Source organism: Flavobacterium sp. HTF (genome assembly GCF_003105115.1).
Lineage (GTDB): Bacteria > Bacteroidota > Bacteroidia > Flavobacteriales > Flavobacteriaceae > Flavobacterium.
This window is the reverse complement of the sequence record NZ_QETH01000033.1, coordinates 20,444-46,527: the sequence shown is the minus strand read 5'-3', so window position 1 is coordinate 46,527 and position 26,084 is coordinate 20,444. Positions and strand designations below refer to the sequence as shown.

Below are 26,084 nucleotides of genomic sequence, written 5' to 3'. Positions count from 1 at the left end.
AATATTTCAATACACCGAAACCTCATTTAGCAATAGATGAGGTTTTTTTGATTTTAAAAAAGAAACTATTTTTATTATAATTACTTTTACCACCACAGACCACACAAAAATAAAATTTAAAAATGTCAGATTCCACAAAGAACCAATTAAAAAAGAGTTTAGGTTTAAGTTTTAATATTGCCGTTTTAATTGGCGGAACCATTGGAGTTGGTATTTTGCGAACACCCGGAACGATTGCAGAAATGCTTGATAATTACTGGCTCATTATTGCTTCCTGGCTTTTTGGTGGTTTTTACGTTTTGCTGGGTGCAAACTCCTATTCTGAACTTGCCACAATGCTGCCAAAAGCCGGCGGGTCTTATAATTACATCAAAAGAGCTTTGGGCGAATATGCCGGATTTCTTTCCGGTTGGTTTGATTACATTGTCAATGCTATTCCGCCTGCATTTTACTGCATTGTGATTAGTGAATACACTATTATTTTATTTCCACAACTTGCCCACTATTCAACTGTAATATCTATTTCGTTATTAATTGCCTTTGTACTTATTCACTTGAGCGGTGTAAAAAACGGTAGTGTGATTCAGCAGATTACCAGTTTCTTAAAAGTAATTTGTTTTGTGGCTTTGGTAATCGCTTGTTTTATGTATTCTGGTGTTGAGGTTCCAAAAATTGAAACCGATAGTTCAATCTTTCAAATCGGACTTATTTTTGGCTTTTTCAAATCATTACAGCTTATCATAGGAACGTATAATGGCTGGAACAGTGTTTGTTTTTTTGCCGAAGAAAACGAGGATCCTGGCAAAAACATTCCAAAATCATTATACAGTGGTGTTTTGCTTGTTGTAGCGATTTATGTTTTGGTAAACATTGCTTTTTTTCATGTTCTTCCAATCGAAACTTTAGCCAAATCGAATCTGGCTGCGGCCGATGTTGCGAAGATTCTTTTTGGAGAAAACGGTGCCATTATTGTTACCGTAATTTCAATTTTCTCTTTAATCAGTATTTTGAATGCTTTTATGATGATTCCGCCAAGAATTCTTTATGGATTAAGTCGTGACGGTTTTTTTATCGAAAAAGGAACAACGGTAAATAAAGGCGGAACTCCAATTGTTGCGCTTTTAGTTTCATCGCTTTTCAGTCTGTTTTTAATCTGCATTGGATCTTTCGAAGTACTTTTTTCTTTTGCTGCTTTTATCTCGATTATTGTTTGGGGACTGGCTTATTATTCACTTCTGAAATTAAGAACCAAAGAACCAAATTTACCACGACCTTATCATTCCTTTTGGTATCCGTGGAGTACGATAATTGCTATTATTGCTTCTATAGCATTACTGATCGGTTTTATTTACAGTGATCCAAAAAGCTTTATCATTATTGTCGGGATTACTTTGGTTTCTTATCCGTTGTTTTTGGCTTTGAGGAAGAGAAAGTAAACAAAACCTGCAATATCTGGCATCATTTGATATTATAATAAAATATAATACTTTTACATTTTATTATATGAAACATGAATTGCAACTTATCATTTCAGGAAAGAGCGAAGTTAAGCATGGATCAATTATCCAAGCAGCAACCCGTTACATTAGCCGAAGCCAAAGAACAAGTGAAATGGCTAAAGAATTCAAGCATTTCAAAAAGCAAGAAACAGAGACCTTAGAAAGATTTATCAGAAAAAACAATCTTTGGATTTTTGACATTAATCTTGATGATTATATTTCTGAAGGTGCTGAACAAAAAGTTTACCTAAAAGATGGAAAAACGGTAATCAAACTAAATGATTCCATATATTATAGTTCCTGGGTTGATTATTTTAACAACTTACTTTTAAATAATTATTTTTTTCCCGACACTGCTTACAACTTACTCGGATTTTATAAAACTGAGGATATTTTATTTGCAGTTGTTGAACAGCCATATGTAAAAGCAACTCAAAAAACTGATTTAGAATCAGTTAAGAACTTCATGATTGCTAATGGATTTTTAAACACCAAAAATAATGACTATTACAATCCTGAGCTAGGAATTATTCTTGAAGATCTGCATGATGAAAACGTTTTAACAGAAAATGGTATTCTTCAGTTTATAGATACAGTATTTTATATAAAAGACATTTTTTGGAAATAATACCTTTGTTTTAAAATCCTTGAATTTCAAACATTACAACATTTCTTATCATTTTTTAATTCAACAAGAAAAAAAACGTATTGTTTATCATTCCTTCCTTCGTCAGGATGACAATAGTACCGTATAAATCAAAAAACCCGACAGATTTTGAATCCTGTCGGGTTTTAATTTTATAATTTAACAGAGAAATCTCTTATTTCAAACCGGCTAAACTCTGCTCGATTGTAGCAATTTTTGCTAAAGCATCTGCTTGTTTTTGTTTTTCTATGTTTAAAACTTTTTCCGGAGCTCCGTTTACGAATTTCTCGTTTGAAAGTTTTGCTTCTACAGATTTCAGGAATCCTTTTGTGTAATTCAATTCTTCTGTCAGTTTTGCGATTTCAGCTTCAACATCGATATTTCCTGTAATCGGAATGAAATATTCATTTGATTTTACACGGAAAGATAACGCGCCGTCTACTTTTTCAGAAACATATTCGAAAGCAGAAACGTTTCCTAATTTTGTTACAATTGAATCGAAATAAGTCGAAACATTTTCACTGTTAATTCCTTTTAATTCGATAGCATCTTTAAACGGAATATTTTTGTCTTTACGAATGGTTCTGATTCCGGAAATTACTTCAATTGAATTTTCAAAATCAGCAATTAATTTAGCATCAAATGGTTTTAATTCCGGCCAGGTCGAAACAATTAAAGCTTCTACCGGAGTTCTTTCAGCAATTAACTGCCAGATTTCTTCCGTTAAGAAAGGCATAAACGGATGCAATAACTTCAGGTTGCTTTCTAACATTTCGATTGCTTTATCAAAAGTCGCTTTATCAATTGGCTGTTGATAAGCCGGCTTGATCATTTCTAAGAACCATGAACAGAAATCATCCCAAACCAATTTATAAATTGCCATAAGAGAATCTGAAATTCTGTATTTCTCAAAATTATCTTCAATGTCAACTAAAGTCTGTTGCAACTTAGCTTCGTACCATTCGATTGCCACTTTTGATGATTCTGGCTGTGGAATTGTTTCTGAAACTTCCCATCCTTTGATTAATTTGAAAGCATTCCAAATCTTGTTTGAAAACGCTTTTCCCTGATTACATAATTCTTCATCAAACATAATATCATTTCCTGCAGAAGCGCTTAAAAGCAAACCTACACGAACACCATCTGCACCAAAAGCGTCAATTAAATCTAAAGGATCAGGAGAATTTCCTAATGATTTAGACATTTTACGACGTTGTTTATCACGAACCAAACCAGTCAGATATACATTTGTAAATGGTTTTTCACCTGCATATTCATAACCTGCTATAATCATTCTGGCCACCCAGAAGAATAAAATATCCGGACCGGTAACTAAATCATTTGTTGGATAATAATATTTATAATCCGCACTTTCAGGATCCATTATTCCTCCAAAAACCGACATTGGCCAAAGCCATGATGAAAACCAGGTATCTAAGGCGTCAACATCCTGCTTAAGGTCGTTTGTTGTTAATTGTTTATTGTTTGTTGCTTCTTGTGCTAATTTTAGTGCATCTTCGATATTTTCAGCAACTACAAAATCTTCTTTTCCGTCTCCGTAATAATATGCCGGAATTTGTTGTCCCCACCATAATTGACGGGAAATATTCCAGTCACGAATATTATTTAACCAATGCGCATACGTGTTTTCAAAACGTTTTGGATGTAATTTGATCTCTCCTGTTTCTAAAACAGATTTAATGGCCGGCTTTACTAAATCCTCCATTTTCAAAAACCACTGATCAGATAATCTTGGTTCGATTACGGCTTTGGTTCTTTCAGAAGTTCCAACTTTATTCAAATGGATTTCGGTCTTCGCCAAAGCTCCAATTTCTTCTAATTCTTTTGCGATTTCTGTACGAACAACAAAACGGTCTTTTCCCTGATAATGCAATCCGAAGCTGTTTAAAGTCGCATCTTCATTAAAAATATCAACGATCTCAAGATTGTGTTTTTCTCCTAAAGTTTTATCGTTCATGTCGTGTGCAGGAGTTACTTTCAGACATCCTGTTCCGAATTCAACGTCTACATATTCGTCTTCGATAATCGGAATTACTCTGCCGCAGATAGGAACGATTGCTTTTTTACCTTTTAAATGTGTAAAACGCTCGTCGTTCGGATTGATACAAATTGCCGTATCCCCAAAAATAGTTTCCGGACGAGTTGTGGCAATGGTCAAAAATTCCTCAGTTCCTTCAATTTTATATTTTAAGAAAAATAATTTCCCTTGTTGTTCTTCATAAATAACTTCTTCATCTGATAAAGTAGTTTTTGCTTCGGGATCCCAGTTTACCATTCGGTAGCCCCTGTAGATTAATCCTTTATTGTATAAGTCAACAAAAGATTTAATTACAGATGCAGACATGTCAGGATCCATTGTAAATTTAGTTCTTTCCCAGTCGCAGGAAGCTCCCAGTTTTTTAAGCTGATCTAAGATTACCCCGCCATATTTATCAGTCCATTCCCAGGCATGGGCCAAAAATTCTTCACGTGTTAAATCATTTTTGTTGATTCCCTCTGCTTTTAATTTAGCCACAACTTTTGCTTCTGTAGCAATAGAAGCGTGATCCGTTCCCGGTACCCAGCAGGCATTGAATCCTTTAAGACGTGCTCTACGAATTAAAACATCCTGAATTGTATTGTTCAGCATATGCCCCATATGAAGGACTCCAGTGACGTTTGGCGGCGGGATTACAATTGTATAAGGTGTTCTGTGATCTGGTTCTGAATGAAAATAATTGTTTTTCATCCAATACTCATACCATTTATTCTCGATCGTCTTAGCGTCAAATTGTGCTGGAATTGTCATTTTATCGTGGATATGTTATTTCTGTTAAATTATTTATTTGTCGGACGTTTAACCTTTTGCTTTAAAAATGGCTAAAGAACTTCACTTTTATACTTTGGTTCAGTTTTTGTATTTGTATTGTCAGCAAAAGTAAATAATTAAGTACACTATAAAAAGAGAAATAATAATTTGTGTATTAATTAAAACAAAGTATATTTACTTACAACTTAAAAACAATTTCAAATGAAAAATGTTGCCTCTTTTATTGTAATCGTATTGTTTAGCGCACTCGGTTATGCACAAAACGGCCCAAAAATTGAATTTACAGCGCCAGACAACACAATCGATTATGGAAAAATTTCTAAAAGTGATAACGGGGTTCGCTCTTTTGAGTTTACAAACACCGGAGATGCTCCATTATTAATTACATCTGCTGAATCTACTGTAAGTTCAATCGTTGTTACAAAACCAGGTGGTGCAATTATGCCCGGAAAAAAAGGGAAAATTGACGTTAAATACAATATGACTGCCGGACCAATTCGTAAAACAATTACGGTTGAAACCAATGCTGTCAATTATCCTGACGGTCGTGTAGCCTTAAAAATCAAAGGTGAAGTTTTCTAAAAAAATTAAAATCTAAAAATAGTAAAGCCGTTTCTTAATCGAAACGGCTTTTTTTTATAATTTCCAAATTAAACCTGAGAGGTTTTAATTATCTGTTTTTTTATTATTTATCAGAGCATTCCGTTTTTTCGAACTTGTATTTTACACGTTCAAAATCAATTGGTTTATCTTTGACTAAATATGTAACTCCCATTGTAGTCTGCATGGTTCCGTTTCCTAAAATAAGCTGCTTATCCTTTTTTAAAAGCGCCATAGGGTTTTTGAATGTTTTATTTTTAGTGGCTGCGTCTGTAGATGGGTAATCAATAAACAATGTATCACCATGAAATTCACCTGCTACTTCACCCTTTCTTACCGTTGAAGGAGCCACTTTCATAATCAGGTCACCGGCTAATTTTCCGTTTTTTAACGTATTTAGTTTTAAATCAATTGTATCATTTTCATAAATTGCTTTGTAACATTCAGATCTTACAATTTTTTCGGCTTCTTCTTTTGCCGCTTCTGCTTCTTTTTGTTTTTCTTCATTTTTACAACTTTGAAATGCAATACAAGTTAATAGTAAAGAAGATAAGACAAGTTTTCTCATAATTAAATTTTTAAGTCATTGTTATTCTATAAAAATAATTAAAAAAAAAGAAAAGCTTCAAAATTAAACATTTATTTTGAAGCTTTTCTTTTTCTTATGATTCGGAATTATGCTACAATTTTTTAATCACAAACTCCGATCTCCTGTTGAGCTCGTGTTCTTCTTCTGTACACGAATCGTCAGTTTTACATTTTACAATTGGCATCGACTCCCCATAACCTTTTGAAGTAACTCTTTTAGAATCTATACCGGACTGAATAATAAAATCTCGTGTAGAATCGGCTCTTTTCTGAGACAGGTTCTCATTAAATTTTGCATTTCCACGAGTATCAGTATGAGATCCGATCTCGATAGTCATTCCCGGGTATTTATTCATTAAAGCCACTACCCTTCCTAAAACCACTTTTGATTCTTTTCGGATGTACCACATATTATAATCAAAATAAATAGGATCTGTTTTGATAATCAAACGATCTTTGTCTCTTACTACATCTTTTTCCTGTTTTAAGATCTGATCTATTTTTTCTTTCTTCTTTATTTCTGCCGTAACAATTTCGTCTTCTTTGGCTTTTTTCTCTTTTTGTTTTAATTCGATAATAGCCAGTTCTTCTTTTTTCTTGTTTTCTTCTTCAATAATGATTTCCTGCTTTCTTTTCTTTTCTGCAGTTTCCTTTTCTTCCAGTTTAATAGCTTCTAAAGATTTTAATGCCAGCGAACCATCGTTTGTTACGTTTCTGGTTTTATCTAAAGTGAATGATTTAGATTCGTTTGTATATTTTTCTTTAAACGCAACAATGGTGTAAGAAGCTTCGCAGTCAACTGTAAAACTAAATTTACCATCTGCAGCAGTTACAATTGTATTCAAAGTCTTTTTATCTGAATCCTGCAATAATACTGTAGCATTTTCTAAAACCAGTCTGGTATCAATATCTGTAATTGTTCCGGCTATAAATTGTTTGCAATCTTCTACTATTAACTCTTTTGTTTCTTTGAACTGATAAATATCGTCGCTGCCTTTTCCTCCTTCTCTGTTGGAAGCAAAATAACCTTCTTTAGTCTCTGAATCTATATTAAATGAGAAATCATCTAAATTTGAATTTAGCGGCAATCCCACATTTACTGGTTTAGCATATTCATTTTCGTTTATTTCAGAAACAAATACATCAAGAGATCCGTATCCCAGATGTCCGTCCGAAGAAAAATAGAGTTTATTATCTGCTGCAACAAAAGGAAATTGTTCCCTTTTATCGGTATTAATCACTGGTCCTAAATTTTTTGGGGTATCAAATGCTCCTTTATTTACATTTACCGAATAAATATCAAACGAACCAATTGATCCCGGCATATCAGAAGAAAAGTACAGTATTTTTTCATCCGGACTCAAAGCGGGATGTTCAGTAGAATAATTTGGGCTATTAAACGGAAGCGATGTTACATTTGTCCATTTTCCGTTTACTAATTCGGCTTTGAAAATCTGAAGATTTGAAACTTTCTGATCGTTTTTTCTTTTCTTCCCGTTTTTGGAATTATTACGTGTAAAGTAAATTGTTTTGCCGTCTTTTGTAAAAACAGCATTAGATTCGTGCATTCCGGTTTTTAATTCGCTGGCAAAATACTGCACCAGAGAATCCGCAGAATTGGTATTTTTTATGGGCACTTTAACCAGATTCAAATACGTTTCATTATCCCATTTGAATTTTTTATCAAATAGGCCGGGTTTTAATTTTACTGCTGCAAAAACTAAATTATCATTGTATTTAACAGCTCCAAACTCAGAGTTTGGAGTATTAACCGCCAGATTTTTAATTTCAAATCTATTGCCAATGGCAGAAACATTTTCAAGCTCTTTTAATTCTTTTTCAAAATAAGTTATATCGTCAGGATTTGCCGATTTAGAATAATATTCTTTTAGAATCACATTCGCTTCATCGTAATTATTTGTGGCTTTTAAGGTTTGGGCATATCTGAAATAATATCCCTTTTCTAAATCCTGATTATAGGTCTGAAATAAAAGTCTGTAATATTGTTGAGCTTTGACCTGATTGTTAGTGTAATAATAAGAATCTGCCAGATTTTTAATGACTTCCTGAGATGGTTTTTCTTCTGCTAATTTTGTGTACAATACAATAGATTCGGCATAATATGTTTTATCAAAAAAACGTTTTGCTCTGACCAAATCCTTATCCTGGGCATTTATAAACTGTATTGAAAATACGAATATAATAACGAGTAGTTTTTTCATATTTTTCATTTTAGAAGAATCTTGGTGATTTATCATATCCTTTTCCTAATAAATCTAAATCAAACAACAACATAATTTCATGTGTTCCTGAATTGAACTGACCTAAATTTGTCAGTGTGTAATCGTATGAATAACCCACTCTCAGAGATGGAGTAATGTTGATATTTGCCAGAGCACTTACAGAATCATCTATTCTGTATGCTGCTCCCAGCTCAAATTTTTCATTATATAAAACATTGGCGGTCAAATCTACAGAAACGGGTGCGCCTTTTACAAATTTTGACATCACTGCAGGCTTCAGTTTTAGCCTGTCATTGACCTCAAAAACATATCCGGCAGTCAGGAAGGTGTGAATATTTTCTGAACCAAAAGCGTTTATTCCTGATTTTTCTTCAATATGTTTTGATTTTAATAAATTGGGAACTGATAGTCCTACATATAAATTATCCCTAAAATAATAAGCCCCTACACCAATATTTGGCTTCGTCACATTTACATCTTCAGCGAAAGCCTTATCTGTACTTGCATTTCCGCTTTGAAGAACAAACCCGTTAAAGTTGGTTTGCATGGATGAAAATCCGGCTTTAAGCCCTAATGAAAGTTTATTTTTCCCACCTAAGTCCAAAACATAAGCAAAATCTGCATATACGTTATTTTCTTTTTTAGCGCCATCACCAATATCATCGGATATTAATGACAAACCCACTTCAACTTTTTCAGACAAAGCGCTGTGTCCAAAAAAAGTAAACGTTTTTGGTGCTCCAACTGCTCCCACCCATTGGGTTCTGTACAATCCGCCAAGATTTAACATCGAAGGGGTTCCTGTTGCATACGCAGGATTGACCACGCTCATATTATACATATAGTGTGTGTACTCCGGGTCTTGTTGCGCGGAAACTGAGGTTATATAAAAGAGAAAACTTATAAAAAGTATTATTTTTTTCATCTGAAAATTATATTAAATAATGAGGAGGGAATTTATCTATTTAAATAAAGACGTCCTTGTTTAGGTGGTCTGTTATCTTTATTAAAATATAGAATATAAAAGTAAACTCCGTTTGGTGCTATTCCGCTCGCAATCCCATTAGTTTCATAATTTATTCCGTCCCAACCCGGTTTATTTTTATGGCCTTTATACATTCCGTTTCCGTATCTGTTAAAAATTTCAAGGGTATAATCAGGATATAAAAAATCGATATCCGGAATAACAAAAACATCGTTTACCCCATCTCCGTTTGGCGAAAATCCATCAGGTATAAAGAAAGAATACTCCGGGGAATCACAATCCAGCAATGAGACCTTTACTTCAATATGGTCATTTGATATACAACCATTTGTCTCTGAAAGATCAAATCCATAATATAATCCATTATCAATCAATGGTGTAGTCGATGGCAATAAGTTTCCGTTATTTGGAGCATCGTACCAGACTACTGTAGCCGGTACATTTGTATTATTGGTTAAATCTGCAATAGTTGGATTCTTTAAGCCGCAAAAGTTTTGTCCGTCCTGATTTAATACTGGCGCGGGCACATCATTTATTGTAACCGTAATCATACTTGGTTCTGATGTACAATTGCTTAGCGTTTCTCTCACATAGTAATTTTGAGATTTCAGAAGATCTGTATCTGCCAGAGCCGTTGTCGCTGTAGCAGAATCGTACCATTTGTATTGATTTCCGTTAGGAATCAGATTGGCAATCGTAGCCTGATCAATTTTACAAAAATCATGATTATTTGCTACTGGGGCTGCCGGATAAGCATTTATTAAAAAAACATCTGTTATATTGCTGACATTGATTCCGCAGTTGGTTGTATTATTAACCAAATTTGTAATAGAGATTGTTGTAGATCCTGTATTTGGAATTAAACCGGAAGGAATTATAAAGCTAACTGATCCATTTACTATTGTTAGAGGAAGCACTTGTACTGTCGATGTATTACTCCCTGAAAGAGTATAAGACAAGGTAACATCAGTTAAATTTCTAAATCCCGAGACAACTGCTGTGACAACACCTCCGAAGCATACATCATTGGCCCGTATGATTAGACTTGACAAATCAGGTAACGGATCGATAATTAAATTCCCAGTAAGGTTTGCCGTATTGGTACACTGAGAAGCAGTTTGCGTTATATTTGTAATTGTAATTTGTGTAGTACCAGTAGCTGTATTAAATACTGCAGGAATCGTAAAACTACCTTTGCCGCCTGTAAATGTAACTGTGGCTATTTGATTAAACACATTACTGGCACCAGACAGATTATATCTGATATCGTACGTTCCATCTGTGATTTTTACCGCATCTGAGATTTGTATCAAAGCATCACTGTTGAGGCAAATATGGGACTCTGTAATTTTTGCACCATCCAGATCTGGTATTGCATAAACAATCAGATCGTCTGACAAATTATTAATAATATTTACACATACACCTGTACTGTTTGTAGAAGCTATACCTGTAATACTTACATTAAAAATACCTGTCTGCTGAAAATAATCGGACTTTATAAAAAATGACATAATGCCATTATTAAAAGTTGCCGTTATTCTTTCGGTAGTTACTCCACTTGGTCCTGACACTCTGAGAGTAACAAAATAAGATCCATTTGGAATAGCGGCAGGACCTTTATTGACCCTGACCGAATAATTTGCTGTTAAAATTTCAGTTTCACATATATCACTATTTACAGTCATAGTAGCTCCTGTAAAATCAAACTTGTCTTCAAGATGAACTCGTACTGTTGTTTGTGCATCCTGACAAATAGGATTAGTAGACGGAACGGTATAAGTAAAATAAAAATCACCTTCACCAAATCTGTTATATATTTTTTCTACATCAATGAAGTGATCTCCGGGAGTAGTCAGTTCATTTGTAGATATGACATTAGAGTCTCTCCATGTACCTCCGGGATCTTGCCCGGAAAGTGCTGTAAACAAATCATAATTAGTATAACCTGATAAACCATCACTTGCACACAAAAATAAACCTGTAGAATCGCCCGATTCAGGCGCTCTGAAAATGGTAATTATTGCTGTAGAAGACATTGCCGGACAGGTGCCTATTGCCGGCATTGTATAAGTAAACTGAAAAGTACCTTCTATGTCCTCTACATTTATAACAGATCGTACATATTGATTTGTAGTATCATTGTGCCATACTCCATTAGAATGCGGGCTTAGAAAAACACCATTGAATGCCTGAAAAAGATTAAAACTTTTAACGGCACTACAAACTGAAACATTCGGAGAAGTAACCCCTGAATATCCTCCTATTATAACGGTTACAACAGCAGAATTATCTGTACATCCTGCTACACCTGTAACTGTGTATGTGTAGTGAAAAATACCGCTCTGACGAATAAGTTGTGCATTCAAAATACCGGTTGTGAGATTTAAACCTCCTGAACCATCCTCGTCCGTCCATATACCGCCTGAGGTTGGAGTTCCGTTTAAGGCTGCAAATAAGTCTACCGTTTGATTGGCAGGATCTGTTACATCGCATACGGTTAAGTCTGCATCATCTCCTGCGCATTGTGCATAAAGTCCATTAGATAAAAATGAAGAAAAAATAAATATTAAAATTAGTAGGAAATACGTGTATTTTTTGATCATAAACTTCTATTTTGGGATAAAATTAGTGAAATTATATCGCTAAGTAAACAAAAATGCAAGATAACCAATATTTTAAAGAAAATTCAAACAAAAATTACCCTGAGAAATTTATTTACAGTTCATCCTCCAATTTAAATCTAAATTTCAAAATCAGACTATTTCTTTCTACTTCCATATTAATCCAGGTATCTTCTTCAGATTTCAGAAGAGCATTTATTTGCTGCAAGGAATACTTATAAGGTAAGTTGTTATTGATACTTACGATAATATCCCCTTTTTGCAAGCCGCATTTCTCTGCAGCAGAACGTTTACGAATATTTACTATTTCATAAACTGGTTTTAATGAAAATTTATACCTGAAATTATCGTCTTTTTTTAAATTTTGCTCAGCCTCCCCCAACGATGAAGCAACTTGTACTGTTTGCAAATGAACCGTTTCCTGAACCCATTGCAAACCATTATGCTGAATTGTGATCCCACTCTTGTTATAAGTAAATGGTTCTGAAAATTTACTGTTTTTTTTCAGGTATAATTTTCTTCCTGCATAATCTAAAACCAGGGTAAATCGTTTCAAAATTTCTCCTCCAACAGAACCGATTCTTCCCGGAACCATTTTTACATTTTTGATGGATGATGAATCAGGAAAAGATACAATAGGATTTTTAAAATCAAAATCAGCCAGAGAAAATTTTTCTATTTTGGCACGATGTCCTTCAATATCACCACTAAAGCCTTTTCCTAAAAAATCAGGAAAATTCTTTTTAGGTAATTTAATCTTATTATTTTCAAAAACCCAAAAAGAATCACTGTTTCCAATATCTATAAGCAATTTGGCAGGTATATCTTCTGAATTGACAACAGCTACGGCTTCAATATATGGTTTTGATTTTTCTATAGTAATGGGAATGGACTTGAACTTTTTGTCCAGTTTTTTTCTGACTTCTTCATTATTCAGATGTATCGTAATTTTCTTTTTTTGATAATTGACTTCGACCAGATTATTTTTAAAGAACTTATAGCCAATGATTCCGTTTACCGGAATTCCGATATGTGAAGACAAATTAAAACTTTGATCCAGAATAATATATAACAAATGATTTTGTGATTTAAAACTATGGCTGGACAAAACATTGTTTGTAGATTTTAACCCTTCTATCTCTTCTTCACTTCCTAATCCTCTTAATTTTATTTTTTCTACATTGTTAAAACTAACTTCCTGTCTTTCTTCCATACTAAACAAAACAGTTTCCTCTACACCGGAATCCAAAAGGAAATTTAGTTCTATACCATTTACTTTTATTGGAATAAAAATAAGGTTGTTTATCAATTTAAAAGGAATAGTAACCTTTGAATGTCCTTTTTCAATCAAAAAATCACTTTGAGCATTTAGAAAAAAAGGTGTTAAAACCCCAAAAAACAACACAATATATTTTTTCATTGATAATTTTTTAATATAAAATTAATAAAAATATTGATAATTGTTACATTTTCATAACTACTAGTATTCTGCATGTTATATTCGAAAAAAAAATGCAAATTTGCACTTCAATAATTTAGCTCATGCCAACAATATCACACAAAGGCAGAAACATGCCCGAATCACCGATACGTAAACTTGCTCCTTATGCAGATCTTGCAAAACAAAAAGGACATAAAGTGTATCATTTAAACATTGGTCAACCGGATATCAAGACACCCGAAGTGGCCATCGAGGCGGTAAAAAATATTGATTTAAGTATTATAGAATACAGTCCGTCAGCCGGATATGAAAGTTATAGAAAAAAATTAGCTCATTTTTACCAACGCCAAAATGTAAATGTTAACTCAGAAGATATCATCGTAACTACCGGTGGTTCTGAAGCTTTATTATTTGCACTGGCCACGATAACAGACCCGGGAGACGAAATTATTATTCCGGAGCCTTTTTATGCTAATTATCATGCGTTTGCTTCATCAACAAGTGCCACAGTAATTCCCGTAATATCTACAATAGATAGCGGATTTGCTTTGCCGGGTATTGACGAAGTTGAAAAACTGATTACTCCAAAAACCAAAGCCATTTTAATTTGTAATCCTGGAAATCCAACGGGTTATCTATACACAGAAGCAGAAATTAAGCAATTAGCAGGTCTGATCAAAAAGCACGACCTGTATTTAATCGCTGACGAAGTTTATCGTGAATTTTTGTATGACGGAGATGATGTTCATTTTTCTGTAATGAATTTAGAAGACGTACAGCAAAATGTTATTATGGTCGATTCTGTTTCTAAGCGTTACAGTATGTGCGGTGCAAGAATTGGCTGTCTGGTTACCAAAAATAAAAACGTACTTGCAACGGTAATGAAGTTTGCACAGGCACGTTTAAGTCCGCCTACAATAGAACAAATTGCCTGCGAAGCTGCTATTGACACTCCACAAAGCTATTTTGATGAAGTAATTTCTGAATACAAAAGCAGACGTGATACTTTGATCACTGAATTAAATAAAATCGAAGGTGTTATTGTAACCAAACCAAAAGGGGCTTTTTATTGTATAGCACAATTGCCAATAGAAGATTCTGATGATTTTGCTCAGTGGCTTTTAGAAAAATACGACCTAAACGGAGAAACTGTAATGATCGCTCCGGCCAAAGGTTTTTATTCTACTCCGGGAATGGGGTTAAATCAGGTAAGAATTGCATATGTTTTAAACAAAAAAGACCTGACAACAGCAGTTAATATACTGAAGGAAGCACTTTTAGTCTATAACAGCCGAAAATAACAATCAAACAAAAAAACATAAATTGTAAAAGACAATAGCCAATTGCGGTTATTGTCTTTTTTCTTTTAAAAATACCGTTTGGGTTTTAATTTGTACTATTACCAAAAAGTAACCACTAAATAGTAAAGACGATAGAAAAGTTTTCCTTTTTATTAATTATCTTTACCTCCTTAAAAAGATATACCCATTATAATTGTAGTTTTTAATGATAAATAACGAAGATTTTTTAGACGAAATAGGTGACAATCACTTCAGCAGTAATGCACAAAACCCTTTAAGAAAGGATGCTTTTGACTTAAGCGACGAAGAAAAAATAGAAAAAATAAAAAAAGATGTCGAAAACATTCTCCAAACTCTTGGAATGGATTTGACAGATGACAGTATAAAAGGTACTCCAAACCGAGTTGCAAAAATGTTTGTAAAGGAAATTTTTGGTGGTCTGAATCCTTCAAAACAGCCAAAAGCTTCAACTTTTGACAATAATTACAAATACGGCGAAATGTTGGTTGAAAAAAACATTACAGTCTATTCTACCTGCGAACATCATTTACTACCAATTATCGGACGCGCTCACGTAGCTTATATTTCAAGCGGAAGAGTTATTGGTTTATCCAAAATGAACCGAATTGTGGAATACTACGCAAAAAGACCTCAGGTTCAGGAGCGTTTAACAATGCAGATTGTTCAGGAACTTCAAAAAGCTTTGGGTACTGAAGATGTTGCCTGCGTTATTGACGCAAAACATCTTTGTGTTAACTCAAGAGGAATCAAAGACATCGAAAGCAGCACTGTAACGTCTGAATTCGGAGGAAAATTTAAAGATCCTCAGACTAAGAGAGAATTTCTTGATTACATCAAACTTGATACTCAGTTCTAAAAAGTTTATTGTTTTTAGTTTATAGTTTGTTGTAATGGCGAAAATAGAAAAATTCGAAGATTTAGAAATTTGGAGACTAGCTAGAGAAATCTGTCAAAAAATTGAATTTCTAATTCAAAATACAAACTTAAAAACAAACTATTCTTTAAAAGATCAAATTGATAGAAGTTCTGGCTCAATTATGGATAATATTGCTGAAGGCTTTGAACGAAATGGCAATAGAGAATTTATTCAATTTCTGAGTATAGCAAAAGGCTCAGCAGGAGAAGTAAAATCACAGTCTTACAGAGCTTTTGACAAAAAATTGATTACTGAAGAACAACATTTAAACTTAAATGAAATGGTGGAGTTGGTTAAGAATAAAATTGGTGCGATGATGAACTATTTAAATAAATGCGAAATTAAAGGCCTTAAATTCAAGTAAGATTTTCAACAGCAAACCAAAAACAATAAACCACAAACATAAACAGCAAAAAAATATGCCTTTATACAACTCACAATCGCTAAAAATATACAACTCACTTTCGGGTGAAAAAGAAAATTTCAACCCTATTCATGAAGGAAATGTTGGAATGTATGTATGCGGTCCTACAGTTTATAGTAATGTACATTTAGGAAACGTGAGGACGTTTATGTCCTTTGACGTTATTTTTAGGTATTTCCTCCATTTAGATTACAAAGTGCGTTATGTTAGAAATATTACTGACGTAGGCCATATTGTTGACGATGTTGATGAAGGTGAGGATAAAATTGCCAAAAAAGCGCGTTTAGAGCAGTTAGAGCCTATGGAGGTGGTACAGCGTTATACGGTAGATTTTCATGATATTCTAAAATCATTTAATTTTCTTCCGCCAAGTATTGAGCCAACCGCTACAGGGCATATTATTGAACAAATTGAAATCATCAAAAAAATTATTGATACCGGAATTGGTTATGAAGCCAACGGGTCGGTTTATTTTGATGTTGTAAAATATAACGAAACCAACAATTACGGAATTTTAAGCGGCAGAAATATAGAAGATATGCTTGCCAACACCCGTGATCTTGATGGCCAATCGGATAAAAGAAACCCTCAGGATTTTGCTCTTTGGAAAAAAGCAGAGCCGGAACATATTATGAGATGGCCTTCACCATGGAGTGATGGTTTTCCTGGCTGGCATCTTGAATGTACTGCAATGAGTACCAAATATCTTGGAAATCATTTTGATATTCACGGAGGTGGAATGGATTTGAAATTCCCTCACCATGAATGTGAAATAGCACAAAACGAAGCCTGTACAGGTCAGTCGCCGGTAAATTACTGGATGCATGCGAATATGCTTACTTTAAACGGTAAGAAAATGGCAAAATCAACCGGAAATAATATTTTACCAGGTGAAATTTTAAGCGGAGACAATAATATATTAAGCAAAGCTTTTTCTGCTTCTGTCACTCGTTTTTTTATGTTACAGGCACATTACAGAAGTATTTTAGACTTTTCTGATGATGCGATTGTCGCTGCCGAAAAAGGATATAAAAGATTAATGGAAGCCGTTGATGCTTTACCAACAATTTCTGCAGGCGCAACAAGCTCTATTGATATCGCATCATGGAAACAGTTGTGCTATGATGCAATGAACGACGACTTTAATACGCCAATCTTGATTGCGCAGTTATTTGAAGCTGTTCGTTATATTAATTTATTGAAAGAAGGAAAGGAAACTATTTCTGCCGAGGATCTAAAAACATTTACAGCTGCTCTCAATGCTTTTGTTTTTGATGTCTTAGGTTTAAGTGATGACAAAGCAGCCGACAGCAATAATGATAAACTTGAAGGTGTTGTTAATATGCTTATCGGAATGAGAAATCAGGCAAGAGCCGATAAAAACTTCGCACTTTCAGACCAGATTCGTGACCAGTTAATTGCTTTGGGAATTCAATTAAAAGACGGAAAAGAAGGAACCAGTTTTTCTATATAATAAATCAGTCAATTCTAATAAACCATGAAATTAATCACTCCATTTGTTTTATTAGTGCGCTTTTACCAGACTGCAATTTCACCTTTTACACCGGCGAGCTGCAGGTTTGAACCCACGTGTTCGAGCTATATGATTCAGGCGTTACAAATGCACGGATTATTTTATGGAGGTTATTTAGGAATAAAAAGAATCCTGAGTTGCCATCCGTGGGGAAGAACCGGTTACGATCCGGTTCCGGAAAAGAAATGTTCGCATAAACATTAACTTTAAATAAAGATTTACTCTGTTTTAAATATATATTTTTACAACAAACAAAAAAATTAACATATGACACACGCCTTAAATATCATTTGGAATCCTTCTGAAGGGATTGATTTAGGATTTTTTATGATTCGCTACTACAGTTTAATGTTCGTAATCGCTTTTGGACTGGGATGGTTCTTAATGAAAAAGATTTTCGAACGCGAAAATGAACCTTTGGATAAATTAGATTCCTTATTTGTATGGACTGTTTTAGCAACTTTAATAGGTGCGCGTTTGGGGCATGTTTTATTTTATGACTGGGAATACTTTAGAAACCATTTACTTGAAATATTCTTACCTTTTAAATTCGAGCCAAAGTTCGAATTCACAGGATTTCAGGGATTAGCAAGTCATGGAGCTGCGATTGCTATAATTATCGCAATGTATTACTACAGTAAAATGATCTTAAAACGTCCGTTATTATGGATTTTGGACAGAGTCGTTATTCCTGTTGCCAGTGGTGCTATTTTTGTGCGTTTAGGAAACTTTTTTAACTCAGAAATTATTGGTCACGAAACTACTTCAGCATTTGGAATTCGCTTTCTTCATGATAAATTCAGCAAAGCCGAAGCAGTAAATGCTACTAATATTCCAAATCCAAAAGATGCTTATAATGCAATTGTAACAGATCCGAAATTTGCCGATTTATTAGCTACAGTTCCTGCGAAGCATCCGACTCAATTGTACGAAGGTTTCAGTTATATTTTTGTATTTGCAATCTTATTCTTTTTGTACTGGAAAACAAATGCAAGACTAAGATCCGGTTATTTATTTGGATTATTCCTTGTATTGTTATTCGTAGTACGATTTATAGTAGAGTTCGTAAAAGAAAGCCAGGGTGGTATAGAAAGCGAATTAGGCTTATTCTCTACTGGTCAATGGTTAAGTATACCTTTTATAATTATTGGTGCTTTTTTCATTATCAGAGCCAAAAGAAATCCTTTGGCAGCTTCATAAAACAGCAATATAAAAAAATTAAAACGCCCGGTAATTTGAAATACCGGGCGTTTTTTTATAGACAATAAGAAATTCCAAACTCAATATTCTTAGTATTATATCCTGAATTAGAGTCCCCTAATCCTGCATTTGACACGTGTCTCACGCCTGGACGTACATCAAACTGAAATCTTTGAACTTTTACACAAAGACCAATTGCTAAAACATCTGCAAAAGCAAACCCCTCAGACATTCGTTCCGTTTCCGTCTCTGTAATCATCGGGCCGATACTTCCCAAAGCATAAACTGAGAATTTCTCATTTATAGGCTTCCTTACCAAAAAACCAACATTCAATACGTATTCATGAATCTTTTTTAATTGTGTATACGTTATTCTCTTTTCTTCAAAATCAGCAGTTTCCGGTTTCACAAAATACAAATTCAACAATTTGTGTCTGGCAAAATTAATTTCAGGCTGTAAAAGGATTTGATACTGAATATTTTTATTTTCTTTTAAGTTATAATAGACCTGAAGTTTATAAAAATGATTATCAAAAATATAATCCTTGTTTTTAAATTCATTTCCAAACCCATAATTAAACCCAATTGCGAACTTATCTGCATGTTGTCCATACATCTTAGTAAGAAACAGAAAAGAGAATAAAGTTAACAGCAAAAATCTCCTCATACACACTTTTTATAAGTTAAATATAAGCATAAAAAAAGATCCAGCTTTCACTGGATCTTTTTGATATATAAACTATAAGGTTTAAATTATGCCTTATTATGTTTGTCTTCAATTGTATGTTTATCATCACTAGAAATTGTATCAACCAATACTGGTGTAGCAATAAATAATGAAGAATAAGTACCTACAACAATACCTACCAACATAGCGAAGATAAATCCTCTGATAGATTCCCCACCAAAAATAAACATTGTTAATAATACAATGATCATCATTAATGATGTATTTAATGTTCTTGATAATGTAGTATTAATAGAAGCATTTACGATATCTTCAAAAGATCCTTTACGGTTTCCGATGATAAACTCTCTGATTCTGTCAAATACAATTACAGTATCATTCATTGAATATCCAATAACGGTAAGGATTGCAGCAATAAAGTGCTGATCCATTTCCATGTGGAAAGGCATGAATTTATAACATAAAGAGTAAATTCCTAATACGAAGATAACGTCATGTGCAACAGCTGCAATCGCACCTAATGAATATTGCCATTTACGGAAAGATACCATTAAGTATAAGAAGATAGCTGCCATAGCACCTAAAACTGCCCAGTATGAGTTTGTTTTGATATCCTCAGAAATAGACGCTCCTACTTTAGAAGCTTGTAATACTCCAACAGTTTTACCATCGTAAGTATTAGTAAACTTATCATAAGAAGTGTTTGGATAATACTTAGCTAATGCTTTGTATAATTTTTGATTCACCTCTTCATCAACCGCTACTCCATCTTCCTGGATTTTGTATTTAGTTGTAATTTTTAACTGGTCATCATCACCTAGAATTTTAGCTTCTACCGGAGTCCCGAAAGCAGCAGATAATTCATCTGAAATTACAGTTGCATCAACCGGTTTTTCAAATTTAACCTGGAAAGTTCTTCCTCCAACAAAATCAACACCTTCATCTAATCCGTTAATAAAGAAAATAGAAGTTAAACTCACAACTACAACAATTGAAGAGAAGATATAAGTGAATTTTTTGATTTTGATAAAATCAAAGTGGAAATTAGTAAACCAGTTTTTAGTAATATTTGTAGAGAAAGTTAAATCTCCTTTTCCGGCAATGTTTCTGTCAATAAAGATTCTAGCTATAAAGATAGAAGTAAACATAGACGTTATAATACCAATAAGTAATGTTAATGCGAATCCTTTAATTGGTCCTGTTCCAAAAATAAACAAGATTGCTCCAGTTAAAACGTGAGTAACGTTTGCATCAATAATTGAACGCATTGCACCATGCCATCCGTAAGATGCAGCAACCGCTTCAGCTAATGATTTACCTTCACGTAATTCCTCTTTAGCTCTTTCAAATATAATAATGTTGGCATCTACCGCTGTACCTAATGTTAATACGATACCTGCAATACCTGGTAATGTAAGTACAAAACCAAAACTTGCCATAATTCCGAATAAGAAAAGTAAGTTTAATAATAAGGCAAGATTAGCATACCAACCTGCTTTACCATAATAAAATACCATCCATAAACAAACTAATAAAAATCCTAATACAGAAGAGATTGTTCCTGCGTCAATTGCAGCCTGACCTAAAGATGGTCCTACAACAGTTGACTGGATAATATCTGCAGAAGCCGGTAATTTACCTGCGTTTAATACGTTTGCTAAATCTTTAGTTTCAGCTACATCAAAAGAACCTGTAATTTCAGATCTTCCTCCAGCGATTGGTCCGCTTGTAACACCTGGTGCAGAATAAACGATATCATCTAAAACAATAGCAATGTAGCTTTTTTGAGAATAAGCTCTTCCTGTTAATTCTTCCCAAACTTTAGCTCCCTGACTGTTCATTTGCATAGAAACAGCTGGTTTACCCATTTGGTCAAAAGTATCTTTTGCATCAGTTACAAGACCACCGTTCATTGCCGGAATGTTGTCTCTGTTTCCTTTTAAAGCATATAATTCAACTACTTCAATATCTTTTGCTTTTGGATCTTTTGTAGTAGCTCCCGGAATAGTAGTTGGTTTACTCCATACAAATTTTGCGTAGTGCTGATCAGCACCCAATAAAATTCTGATTTCCGGTCTCTTAAGATAAGAATTGATAGTAGCAGTATCTTTTGGAGCAAAATAACCTAAAATCGGTCCGCCACCCTGCATAACAATTTTGTCAAACAATGGATTATTTCCTTTTTTAGCTTCAGTAGAATCTTTTGCATCAGTTAATAAAGCATTCAATGAATCTTTAGCAACTGTTTTAGTTTCTGTTCTTTTGATTTCAGTTTTCTTTAAAGCTTCGTTAGCCGTTACTAAAAAGTTTCCGATTTCTTCAATTTTATAAGTTTCCCAGAACTCTAATTGTGCTTTTCCACCTAATAATTTCTTGATTCTGTCAACATCTTTTGCACCTGGAAGCTCTACTAAGATTCTTCCTGTAGAACCTAATTTTTGGATATTTGGCTGAGTTACACCGAATTTGTCAATACGCTCTCTCAATACTTTGTAAGCACTTTCGATAGACTCATCAACTTTCTTTCTAATAACTTTTTGCGCTTGCGCATTAGTCATTTCAAAAGCAATTCCGCCTTCACCCTGTAAGTTTCTGTTAGCGAAAATCTCAGGAGATGCTAATGTTGTTGTTCCGTTTGAATTGGCATCAAAAGCTTCAAAAAACTTATCTAAATAAGATTTATTCCCTTCTAAATTTGCAGTCGCATCAGCTAAAGACTTATTAAATACAGGGTTTTTAGAATTGTTTGCCAATCCTTTTAAAACGTCTTTGATAGAAATTTGAAGAATAACGTTGATTCCTCCTTCTAAGTCAAGACCTTTATTGATTTGTTTGTTTTTTACTTCATTGTAAGTAAAATCCGTAAAACCAAGATCCAGTACTTTTTCTTTACCAATAGAATCCAAATATTTTAGCTCTTTGTCAGGATTATCTCCTGCGAAAGCTTTAGCCTCACTTTTGACATTGCTTGCCAGGTAAGTGAACGAAAGTTGGTAAATACTTACCAATGCAAATAGAATTGCGAAAAATTTAATAAGTCCTTTATTCTGCATTATTACTAAAAATTAATTATGTTTTATTGTTTGTTTTTGCTTTAAAGTGCCATAAAATAAGCCCTGACAGATTTTTTTAAAACAAAAAAACTAGATCACGAATTACAACATTTTTTTTAAACCGAGCAAATATATAATTTACGAAAAGATTAACCAATTTATTTATTAATTAAATCTCAAAAAAAAGACTGCAAAAGTGCAGCCTTATCTTTTTTTTACCAATTTCATTATACTAAAATTGATTTTAGAGCATCATTCATACCTCTAACAGCATCTGCACTTTTAGCAAATAAAGCCTTTTCCTGATCATTTAACTGAATGTCCAGAATTTCTTCTACTCCGTTTTTACCAATTATACAAGGTACTCCTATGCAAATATCATTTTGACCATATTCTCCTTCTACGAAAACAGAACATGCGATCATTTTCTTCTGATCATTTAAAATACTGTCCACAAGATACGCAACAGAAGCTCCTGGCGCATACCACGCAGAAGTTCCTAAAAGACCTGTAAGGGTCGCTCCGCCTACCATTGTATCAGCAGCCACTTTTTGCAGCACTTCTTCTGAAAGAAATTCTGTTACCGGAATACCGTTATAAGAAGCCAGACGGGTTAACGGAATCATTGTAGTATCACCATGTCCGCCAATAACCATTGCAGAAATATCATTTGCGGGTTTATCCAGGGCCAAAGATAAATAAGTCCTGAAACGTGAACTATCTAAAGCTCCTCCCATGCCAATAATTCTGTTTTTAGGCAATCCTGTAGATTTTAGTGCCAGATACGTCATGGTATCCATTGGATTTGAAACAACAACAATAATGGTATCTGGTGAGTATTTCAATACATTTTCAGCAACTGTCTTAACAATCCCTGCATTAATACCTATTAATTCTTCGCGTGTCATTCCCGGCTTTCTTGGAATTCCTGATGTAATAACTACTACATCGCTTCCTGCAGTTTTAGAATAATCATTGGTTACTCCGGATACTTTGGTATTAAAACCTGTATTCGTAGCACATTGAGTAATATCCAGTGCTTTCCCTTCGGCAAAACCTTCTTTAATATCCAACAATACTACTTCGCTCGCAATCCCTCTATAAGAAATAACATCTGCACATGTAGCTCCAACATTTCCTGCTCCTACAATGGTAACTTTCATATTTTATACTTTATCGGTTATTAATTAAATTATATTTTAAACAAAAAATTCGTTTAATTGTTTTAGTAAATTTAAACAATTAAACGAATTAGAATTATTAATTTTTATAATTTATGCGTCGATATTTGCATAAACTGCATTTTTCTCGATAAACTCTCTACGTGGCGGTACTTCGTCACCCATTAACATCGAGAAAACCCTGTCAGCTTCCGCTAAACTATCAATTGTCACCTGACGTAAAGTTCTGAAATTTGGATCCATTGTAGTTTCCCACAATTGTTCTGCGTTCATCTCTCCAAGACCTTTATAACGCTGAATAGCGGCGCTTCCTCCCATTCTTTCGTTTGCCTGATCACGTTGAACGTCATTCCATGCATATTCCTTTTTAGTTCCTTTTTTAACTAAATATAAAGGAGGTGCCGCAATGTAAACGTGACCTTCTTCGATAAGTTCTTTCATGAAACGGAAGAAGAACGTTAATATTAAGGTAGAAATGTGACTACCATCGACATCGGCATCACACATGATGATTACCTTATGATATCTTAGTTTTTCAAGATTTAATGCTTTACTGTCTTCTGCAGTTCCAACGGTAACTCCCAAAGCAGTAAAAATATTACGAATCTCTTCATTTTCAAATACTTTATGATGCATCGCTTTCTCCACATTCAGAATCTTACCACGTAATGGTAAAATCGCTTGAAAATTACGATCACGACCTTGTTTTGCTGTTCCACCAGCCGAATCTCCCTCGACAAGGTAAACCTCGCATCTTGCAGGATCCTGTTCAGAACAATCTGAAAGTTTTCCTGGCAATCCGCCACCACCCATAACGGTTTTACGTTGTACCATTTCACGCGCTTTTTTCGCCGCGTGACGTGCCTGAGCAGCCAAAATAACTTTTTGAATAATGATTCGGGCATCATTTGGATTTTCTTCCAAATAATTCTCTAACATCTCTCCAACTGCCTGAGAAACCGGAGAAACTACTTCTCTGTTCCCTAATTTTGTTTTTGTTTGTCCTTCAAATTGTGGTTCAGCAACTTTTACCGAAATAATCGCTGTTAATCCTTCACGGAAGTCATCTCCCGCAATTTCAAACTTCAATTTATCTAACATTCCTGAAGCATCGGCATATTTTTTAAGGGTTCTTGTCAAACCACTTCTAAAACCTTGTAAATGCGTTCCTCCTTCGTGCGTGTTAATATTATTTACATAAGAGAAAATATTCTCAGTATAACTTGTATTGTAAATCAAGGCTACTTCAACCGGGATTTCCCCTTTTTCATTATCCATGCTGATAACGTGTGAGATGATTGGCTCACGGTTACCGTCTAAATAACGAATATATTCTTTAAGACCTTCATCAGAATGAAATACTTCAACTTTAAATTCGCCTTTTTCATCTACTTCTCTTTTGTCTGTAAAGGTAATCGTGATTCCTTTGTTTAAGAACGAAAGCTCACGCATACGTGCTGATAACGTGTCGTAAGAGAATTCTGTAGTTTGGGTAAAGATGGTATTATCAGGGTAAAAAGTCTGACGGGTACCTCTTTTATCTGTTTCTCCGATTTGTTTTACCGGATATAATGATTTTCCTCTTTCATATTCCTGCTCATAGATTTTACCGTCTCTAAAAACTGTAGATTTCATGTGAACTGAAAGTGCGTTTACAACTGAAACCCCAACACCGTGCAAACCTCCGGAAACTTTATAAGAATCTTTATCAAATTTACCTCCGGCACCAATTTTAGTCATTACAACCTCAAGTGCAGAAACTCCTTCTTTTTTATGCAAATCAACCGGGATACCACGACCGTTGTCTTCAACTGTTACAGAACCATCTTCGTTTATTGCAACACCAATAGTGTCACAATGTCCTCCCATTGCCTCATCAATAGAGTTATCAACAACCTCATAAACCAAATGATGTAGCCCTCGAACCCCTACATCTCCAATATACATCGATGGACGCATTCTTACGTGCTCCATTCCTTCTAATGCCTGAATACTATCTGCTGAATAATTGTTCTTCTTGATTTCTTCGCTCATATAATTTATTCTAAAAAATGTATTTATTGTCTAACACGCAAATATATAAAAACGCCGACTATATACCCATTAAAATCTGACTTAAAGCACTTAAGTTATTAACACAATTGTCTGAAAAACCAAAAAATAAAACTAAAAATGAATTTTTAAATTCCAATTTTTCTATCCCCAAGCATCGGGACCAAATTCCAAGGCTGAAAATAACTTAAAAACATTCTTTTTCAAAATTCCAAATCTCATTTTTCAAATCCGAAAACCTAAATTAATATGCATAAA

General features: G+C 34.1%; 19 protein-coding genes. 9 read left to right on the top strand and 10 right to left on the bottom strand.

Annotated features, from left to right (window positions below; genetic code table 11):
* Window positions 1–122 precede the first annotated feature (122 nt).
* Together DCO46_RS11955 and DCO46_RS11950 are read left to right on the top strand one after the other, a co-directional pair.
* Window positions 123–1,436, top strand: a complete 1,314-nt coding sequence (locus DCO46_RS11955) for an APC family permease (RefSeq protein ID WP_116752762.1) — start codon at window positions 123–125, stop codon at window positions 1,434–1,436.
* Window positions 1,437–1,503: 67 nt separating this feature from the next.
* On the top strand, window positions 1,504–2,127 hold the full coding sequence (locus tag DCO46_RS11950; RefSeq protein WP_116752761.1) for a hypothetical protein: 624 nt from the start codon (window positions 1,504–1,506) through the stop codon (window positions 2,125–2,127).
* A 193-nt stretch (window positions 2,128–2,320) separates the two neighbouring features.
* Here DCO46_RS11950 and DCO46_RS11945 read toward each other — a convergent pair whose 3' ends face one another.
* Entirely contained in the window at window positions 2,321–4,954 is a 2,634-nt protein-coding gene (locus DCO46_RS11945; RefSeq protein WP_116752760.1) for a valine--tRNA ligase, read from the bottom strand.
* Window positions 4,955–5,176: 222 nt separating this feature from the next.
* Between DCO46_RS11945 and DCO46_RS11940 the strand changes: the two genes are divergently transcribed.
* Window positions 5,177–5,557 (top strand): DUF1573 domain-containing protein, encoded by a 381-nt coding sequence (locus tag DCO46_RS11940; protein WP_116752759.1) that lies wholly within the window; start codon window positions 5,177–5,179, stop codon window positions 5,555–5,557.
* Window positions 5,558–5,660: 103 nt separating this feature from the next.
* Here DCO46_RS11940 and DCO46_RS11935 read toward each other — a convergent pair whose 3' ends face one another.
* From DCO46_RS11935 to DCO46_RS11915, 5 genes are all read right to left on the bottom strand, one after another.
* Window positions 5,661–6,143, bottom strand: a complete 483-nt coding sequence (locus DCO46_RS11935; RefSeq protein WP_116752758.1) for a hypothetical protein — start codon at window positions 6,141–6,143, stop codon at window positions 5,661–5,663.
* A 112-nt stretch (window positions 6,144–6,255) separates the two neighbouring features.
* Window positions 6,256–8,385, bottom strand: coding sequence for an OmpA family protein (locus tag DCO46_RS11930; protein WP_116752763.1), 2,130 nt, complete (start codon window positions 8,383–8,385; stop codon window positions 6,256–6,258).
* A 10-nt stretch (window positions 8,386–8,395) separates the two neighbouring features.
* Complete coding sequence (locus DCO46_RS11925; protein ID WP_116752757.1) at window positions 8,396–9,331, bottom strand: type IX secretion system membrane protein PorP/SprF; 936 nt, start codon at window positions 9,329–9,331, stop codon at window positions 8,396–8,398.
* A gap of 32 nt (window positions 9,332–9,363) precedes the next feature.
* Window positions 9,364–11,997, bottom strand: a complete 2,634-nt coding sequence (locus DCO46_RS11920) for a gliding motility-associated C-terminal domain-containing protein (RefSeq protein WP_116752756.1) — start codon at window positions 11,995–11,997, stop codon at window positions 9,364–9,366.
* A 112-nt stretch (window positions 11,998–12,109) separates the two neighbouring features.
* A complete protein-coding gene (locus DCO46_RS11915; protein ID WP_116752755.1) occupies window positions 12,110–13,435 on the bottom strand; it encodes a PDZ domain-containing protein in 1,326 nt (441 codons plus the stop codon).
* 122 nt (window positions 13,436–13,557) lie between these two features.
* Here DCO46_RS11915 and DCO46_RS11910 point away from each other — a divergent pair, with 122 nt between their 5' ends.
* The 6 genes from DCO46_RS11910 to lgt all read left to right on the top strand — a co-directional run bounded on the left by DCO46_RS11910 (window position 13,558) and on the right by lgt (window position 18,852).
* Window positions 13,558–14,757 (top strand): pyridoxal phosphate-dependent aminotransferase, encoded by a 1,200-nt coding sequence (locus DCO46_RS11910; protein ID WP_116752754.1) that lies wholly within the window; start codon window positions 13,558–13,560, stop codon window positions 14,755–14,757.
* A gap of 205 nt (window positions 14,758–14,962) precedes the next feature.
* Complete coding sequence (gene folE, locus DCO46_RS11905; RefSeq protein ID WP_116752753.1) at window positions 14,963–15,634, top strand: GTP cyclohydrolase I FolE; 672 nt, start codon at window positions 14,963–14,965, stop codon at window positions 15,632–15,634.
* 34 nt (window positions 15,635–15,668) lie between these two features.
* A complete protein-coding gene (locus DCO46_RS11900; protein ID WP_116752752.1) occupies window positions 15,669–16,058 on the top strand; it encodes a four helix bundle protein in 390 nt (129 codons plus the stop codon).
* A gap of 55 nt (window positions 16,059–16,113) precedes the next feature.
* Window positions 16,114–17,592 carry a cysteine--tRNA ligase gene (gene cysS, locus DCO46_RS11895; protein WP_116752751.1) on the top strand — a complete coding sequence of 493 codons (1,479 nt, stop codon included), beginning with the start codon at window positions 16,114–16,116 and terminating at the stop codon, window positions 17,590–17,592.
* Window positions 17,593–17,616: 24 nt separating this feature from the next.
* Entirely contained in the window at window positions 17,617–17,856 is a 240-nt protein-coding gene (gene yidD / locus DCO46_RS11890) for a membrane protein insertion efficiency factor YidD (RefSeq protein ID WP_116752750.1), read from the top strand.
* Window positions 17,857–17,919: 63 nt separating this feature from the next.
* Window positions 17,920–18,852, top strand: coding sequence for a prolipoprotein diacylglyceryl transferase (lgt, locus tag DCO46_RS11885; protein WP_116752749.1), 933 nt, complete (start codon window positions 17,920–17,922; stop codon window positions 18,850–18,852).
* A 55-nt stretch (window positions 18,853–18,907) separates the two neighbouring features.
* Here lgt and DCO46_RS11880 read toward each other — a convergent pair whose 3' ends face one another.
* From DCO46_RS11880 to gyrB, 4 genes are all read right to left on the bottom strand, one after another.
* A complete protein-coding gene (locus DCO46_RS11880) occupies window positions 18,908–19,519 on the bottom strand; it encodes an acyloxyacyl hydrolase (RefSeq protein WP_116752748.1) in 612 nt (203 codons plus the stop codon).
* An 86-nt stretch (window positions 19,520–19,605) separates the two neighbouring features.
* Window positions 19,606–22,593, bottom strand: coding sequence for a protein translocase subunit SecDF (gene secDF, locus DCO46_RS11875; protein ID WP_116752747.1), 2,988 nt, complete (start codon window positions 22,591–22,593; stop codon window positions 19,606–19,608).
* Between the two features lie 227 nt (window positions 22,594–22,820).
* Window positions 22,821–23,756, bottom strand: a complete 936-nt coding sequence (gene mdh / locus DCO46_RS11870) for a malate dehydrogenase (protein WP_116752746.1) — start codon at window positions 23,754–23,756, stop codon at window positions 22,821–22,823.
* Window positions 23,757–23,867: 111 nt separating this feature from the next.
* Window positions 23,868–25,808, bottom strand: coding sequence for a DNA topoisomerase (ATP-hydrolyzing) subunit B (gene gyrB, locus DCO46_RS11865; RefSeq protein WP_116752745.1), 1,941 nt, complete (start codon window positions 25,806–25,808; stop codon window positions 23,868–23,870).
* Between the last annotated feature and the right edge of the window lie 276 nt (window positions 25,809–26,084).

Excerpts from the sequence above, each read along its gene's own strand:
- DCO46_RS11955 (WP_116752762.1), top strand. The coding sequence starts at position 123 with ATGTCAGATTCCACAAAGAACCAATTAAAAAAGAGTTTAGGTTTAAGT.
- DCO46_RS11950 (WP_116752761.1), top strand. The coding sequence starts at position 1,504 with ATGAAACATGAATTGCAACTTATCATTTCAGGAAAGAGCGAAGTTAAG.
- DCO46_RS11945 (WP_116752760.1), bottom strand. The coding sequence starts at position 4,954 with ATGACAATTCCAGCACAATTTGACGCTAAGACGATCGAGAATAAATGG.
- DCO46_RS11940 (WP_116752759.1), top strand. The coding sequence starts at position 5,177 with ATGAAAAATGTTGCCTCTTTTATTGTAATCGTATTGTTTAGCGCACTC.
- DCO46_RS11935 (WP_116752758.1), bottom strand. The coding sequence starts at position 6,143 with ATGAGAAAACTTGTCTTATCTTCTTTACTATTAACTTGTATTGCATTT.
- DCO46_RS11930 (WP_116752763.1), bottom strand. The coding sequence starts at position 8,385 with ATGAAAAAACTACTCGTTATTATATTCGTATTTTCAATACAGTTTATA.
- DCO46_RS11925 (WP_116752757.1), bottom strand. The coding sequence starts at position 9,331 with ATGAAAAAAATAATACTTTTTATAAGTTTTCTCTTTTATATAACCTCA.
- DCO46_RS11920 (WP_116752756.1), bottom strand. The coding sequence starts at position 11,997 with ATGATCAAAAAATACACGTATTTCCTACTAATTTTAATATTTATTTTT.
- DCO46_RS11915 (WP_116752755.1), bottom strand. The coding sequence starts at position 13,435 with ATGAAAAAATATATTGTGTTGTTTTTTGGGGTTTTAACACCTTTTTTT.
- DCO46_RS11910 (WP_116752754.1), top strand. The coding sequence starts at position 13,558 with ATGCCAACAATATCACACAAAGGCAGAAACATGCCCGAATCACCGATA.
- folE (WP_116752753.1), top strand. The coding sequence starts at position 14,963 with ATGATAAATAACGAAGATTTTTTAGACGAAATAGGTGACAATCACTTC.
- DCO46_RS11900 (WP_116752752.1), top strand. The coding sequence starts at position 15,669 with ATGGCGAAAATAGAAAAATTCGAAGATTTAGAAATTTGGAGACTAGCT.
- cysS (WP_116752751.1), top strand. The coding sequence starts at position 16,114 with ATGCCTTTATACAACTCACAATCGCTAAAAATATACAACTCACTTTCG.
- yidD (WP_116752750.1), top strand. The coding sequence starts at position 17,617 with ATGAAATTAATCACTCCATTTGTTTTATTAGTGCGCTTTTACCAGACT.
- lgt (WP_116752749.1), top strand. The coding sequence starts at position 17,920 with ATGACACACGCCTTAAATATCATTTGGAATCCTTCTGAAGGGATTGAT.
- DCO46_RS11880 (WP_116752748.1), bottom strand. The coding sequence starts at position 19,519 with ATGAGGAGATTTTTGCTGTTAACTTTATTCTCTTTTCTGTTTCTTACT.
- secDF (WP_116752747.1), bottom strand. The coding sequence starts at position 22,593 with ATGCAGAATAAAGGACTTATTAAATTTTTCGCAATTCTATTTGCATTG.
- mdh (WP_116752746.1), bottom strand. The coding sequence starts at position 23,756 with ATGAAAGTTACCATTGTAGGAGCAGGAAATGTTGGAGCTACATGTGCA.
- gyrB (WP_116752745.1), bottom strand. The coding sequence starts at position 25,808 with ATGAGCGAAGAAATCAAGAAGAACAATTATTCAGCAGATAGTATTCAG.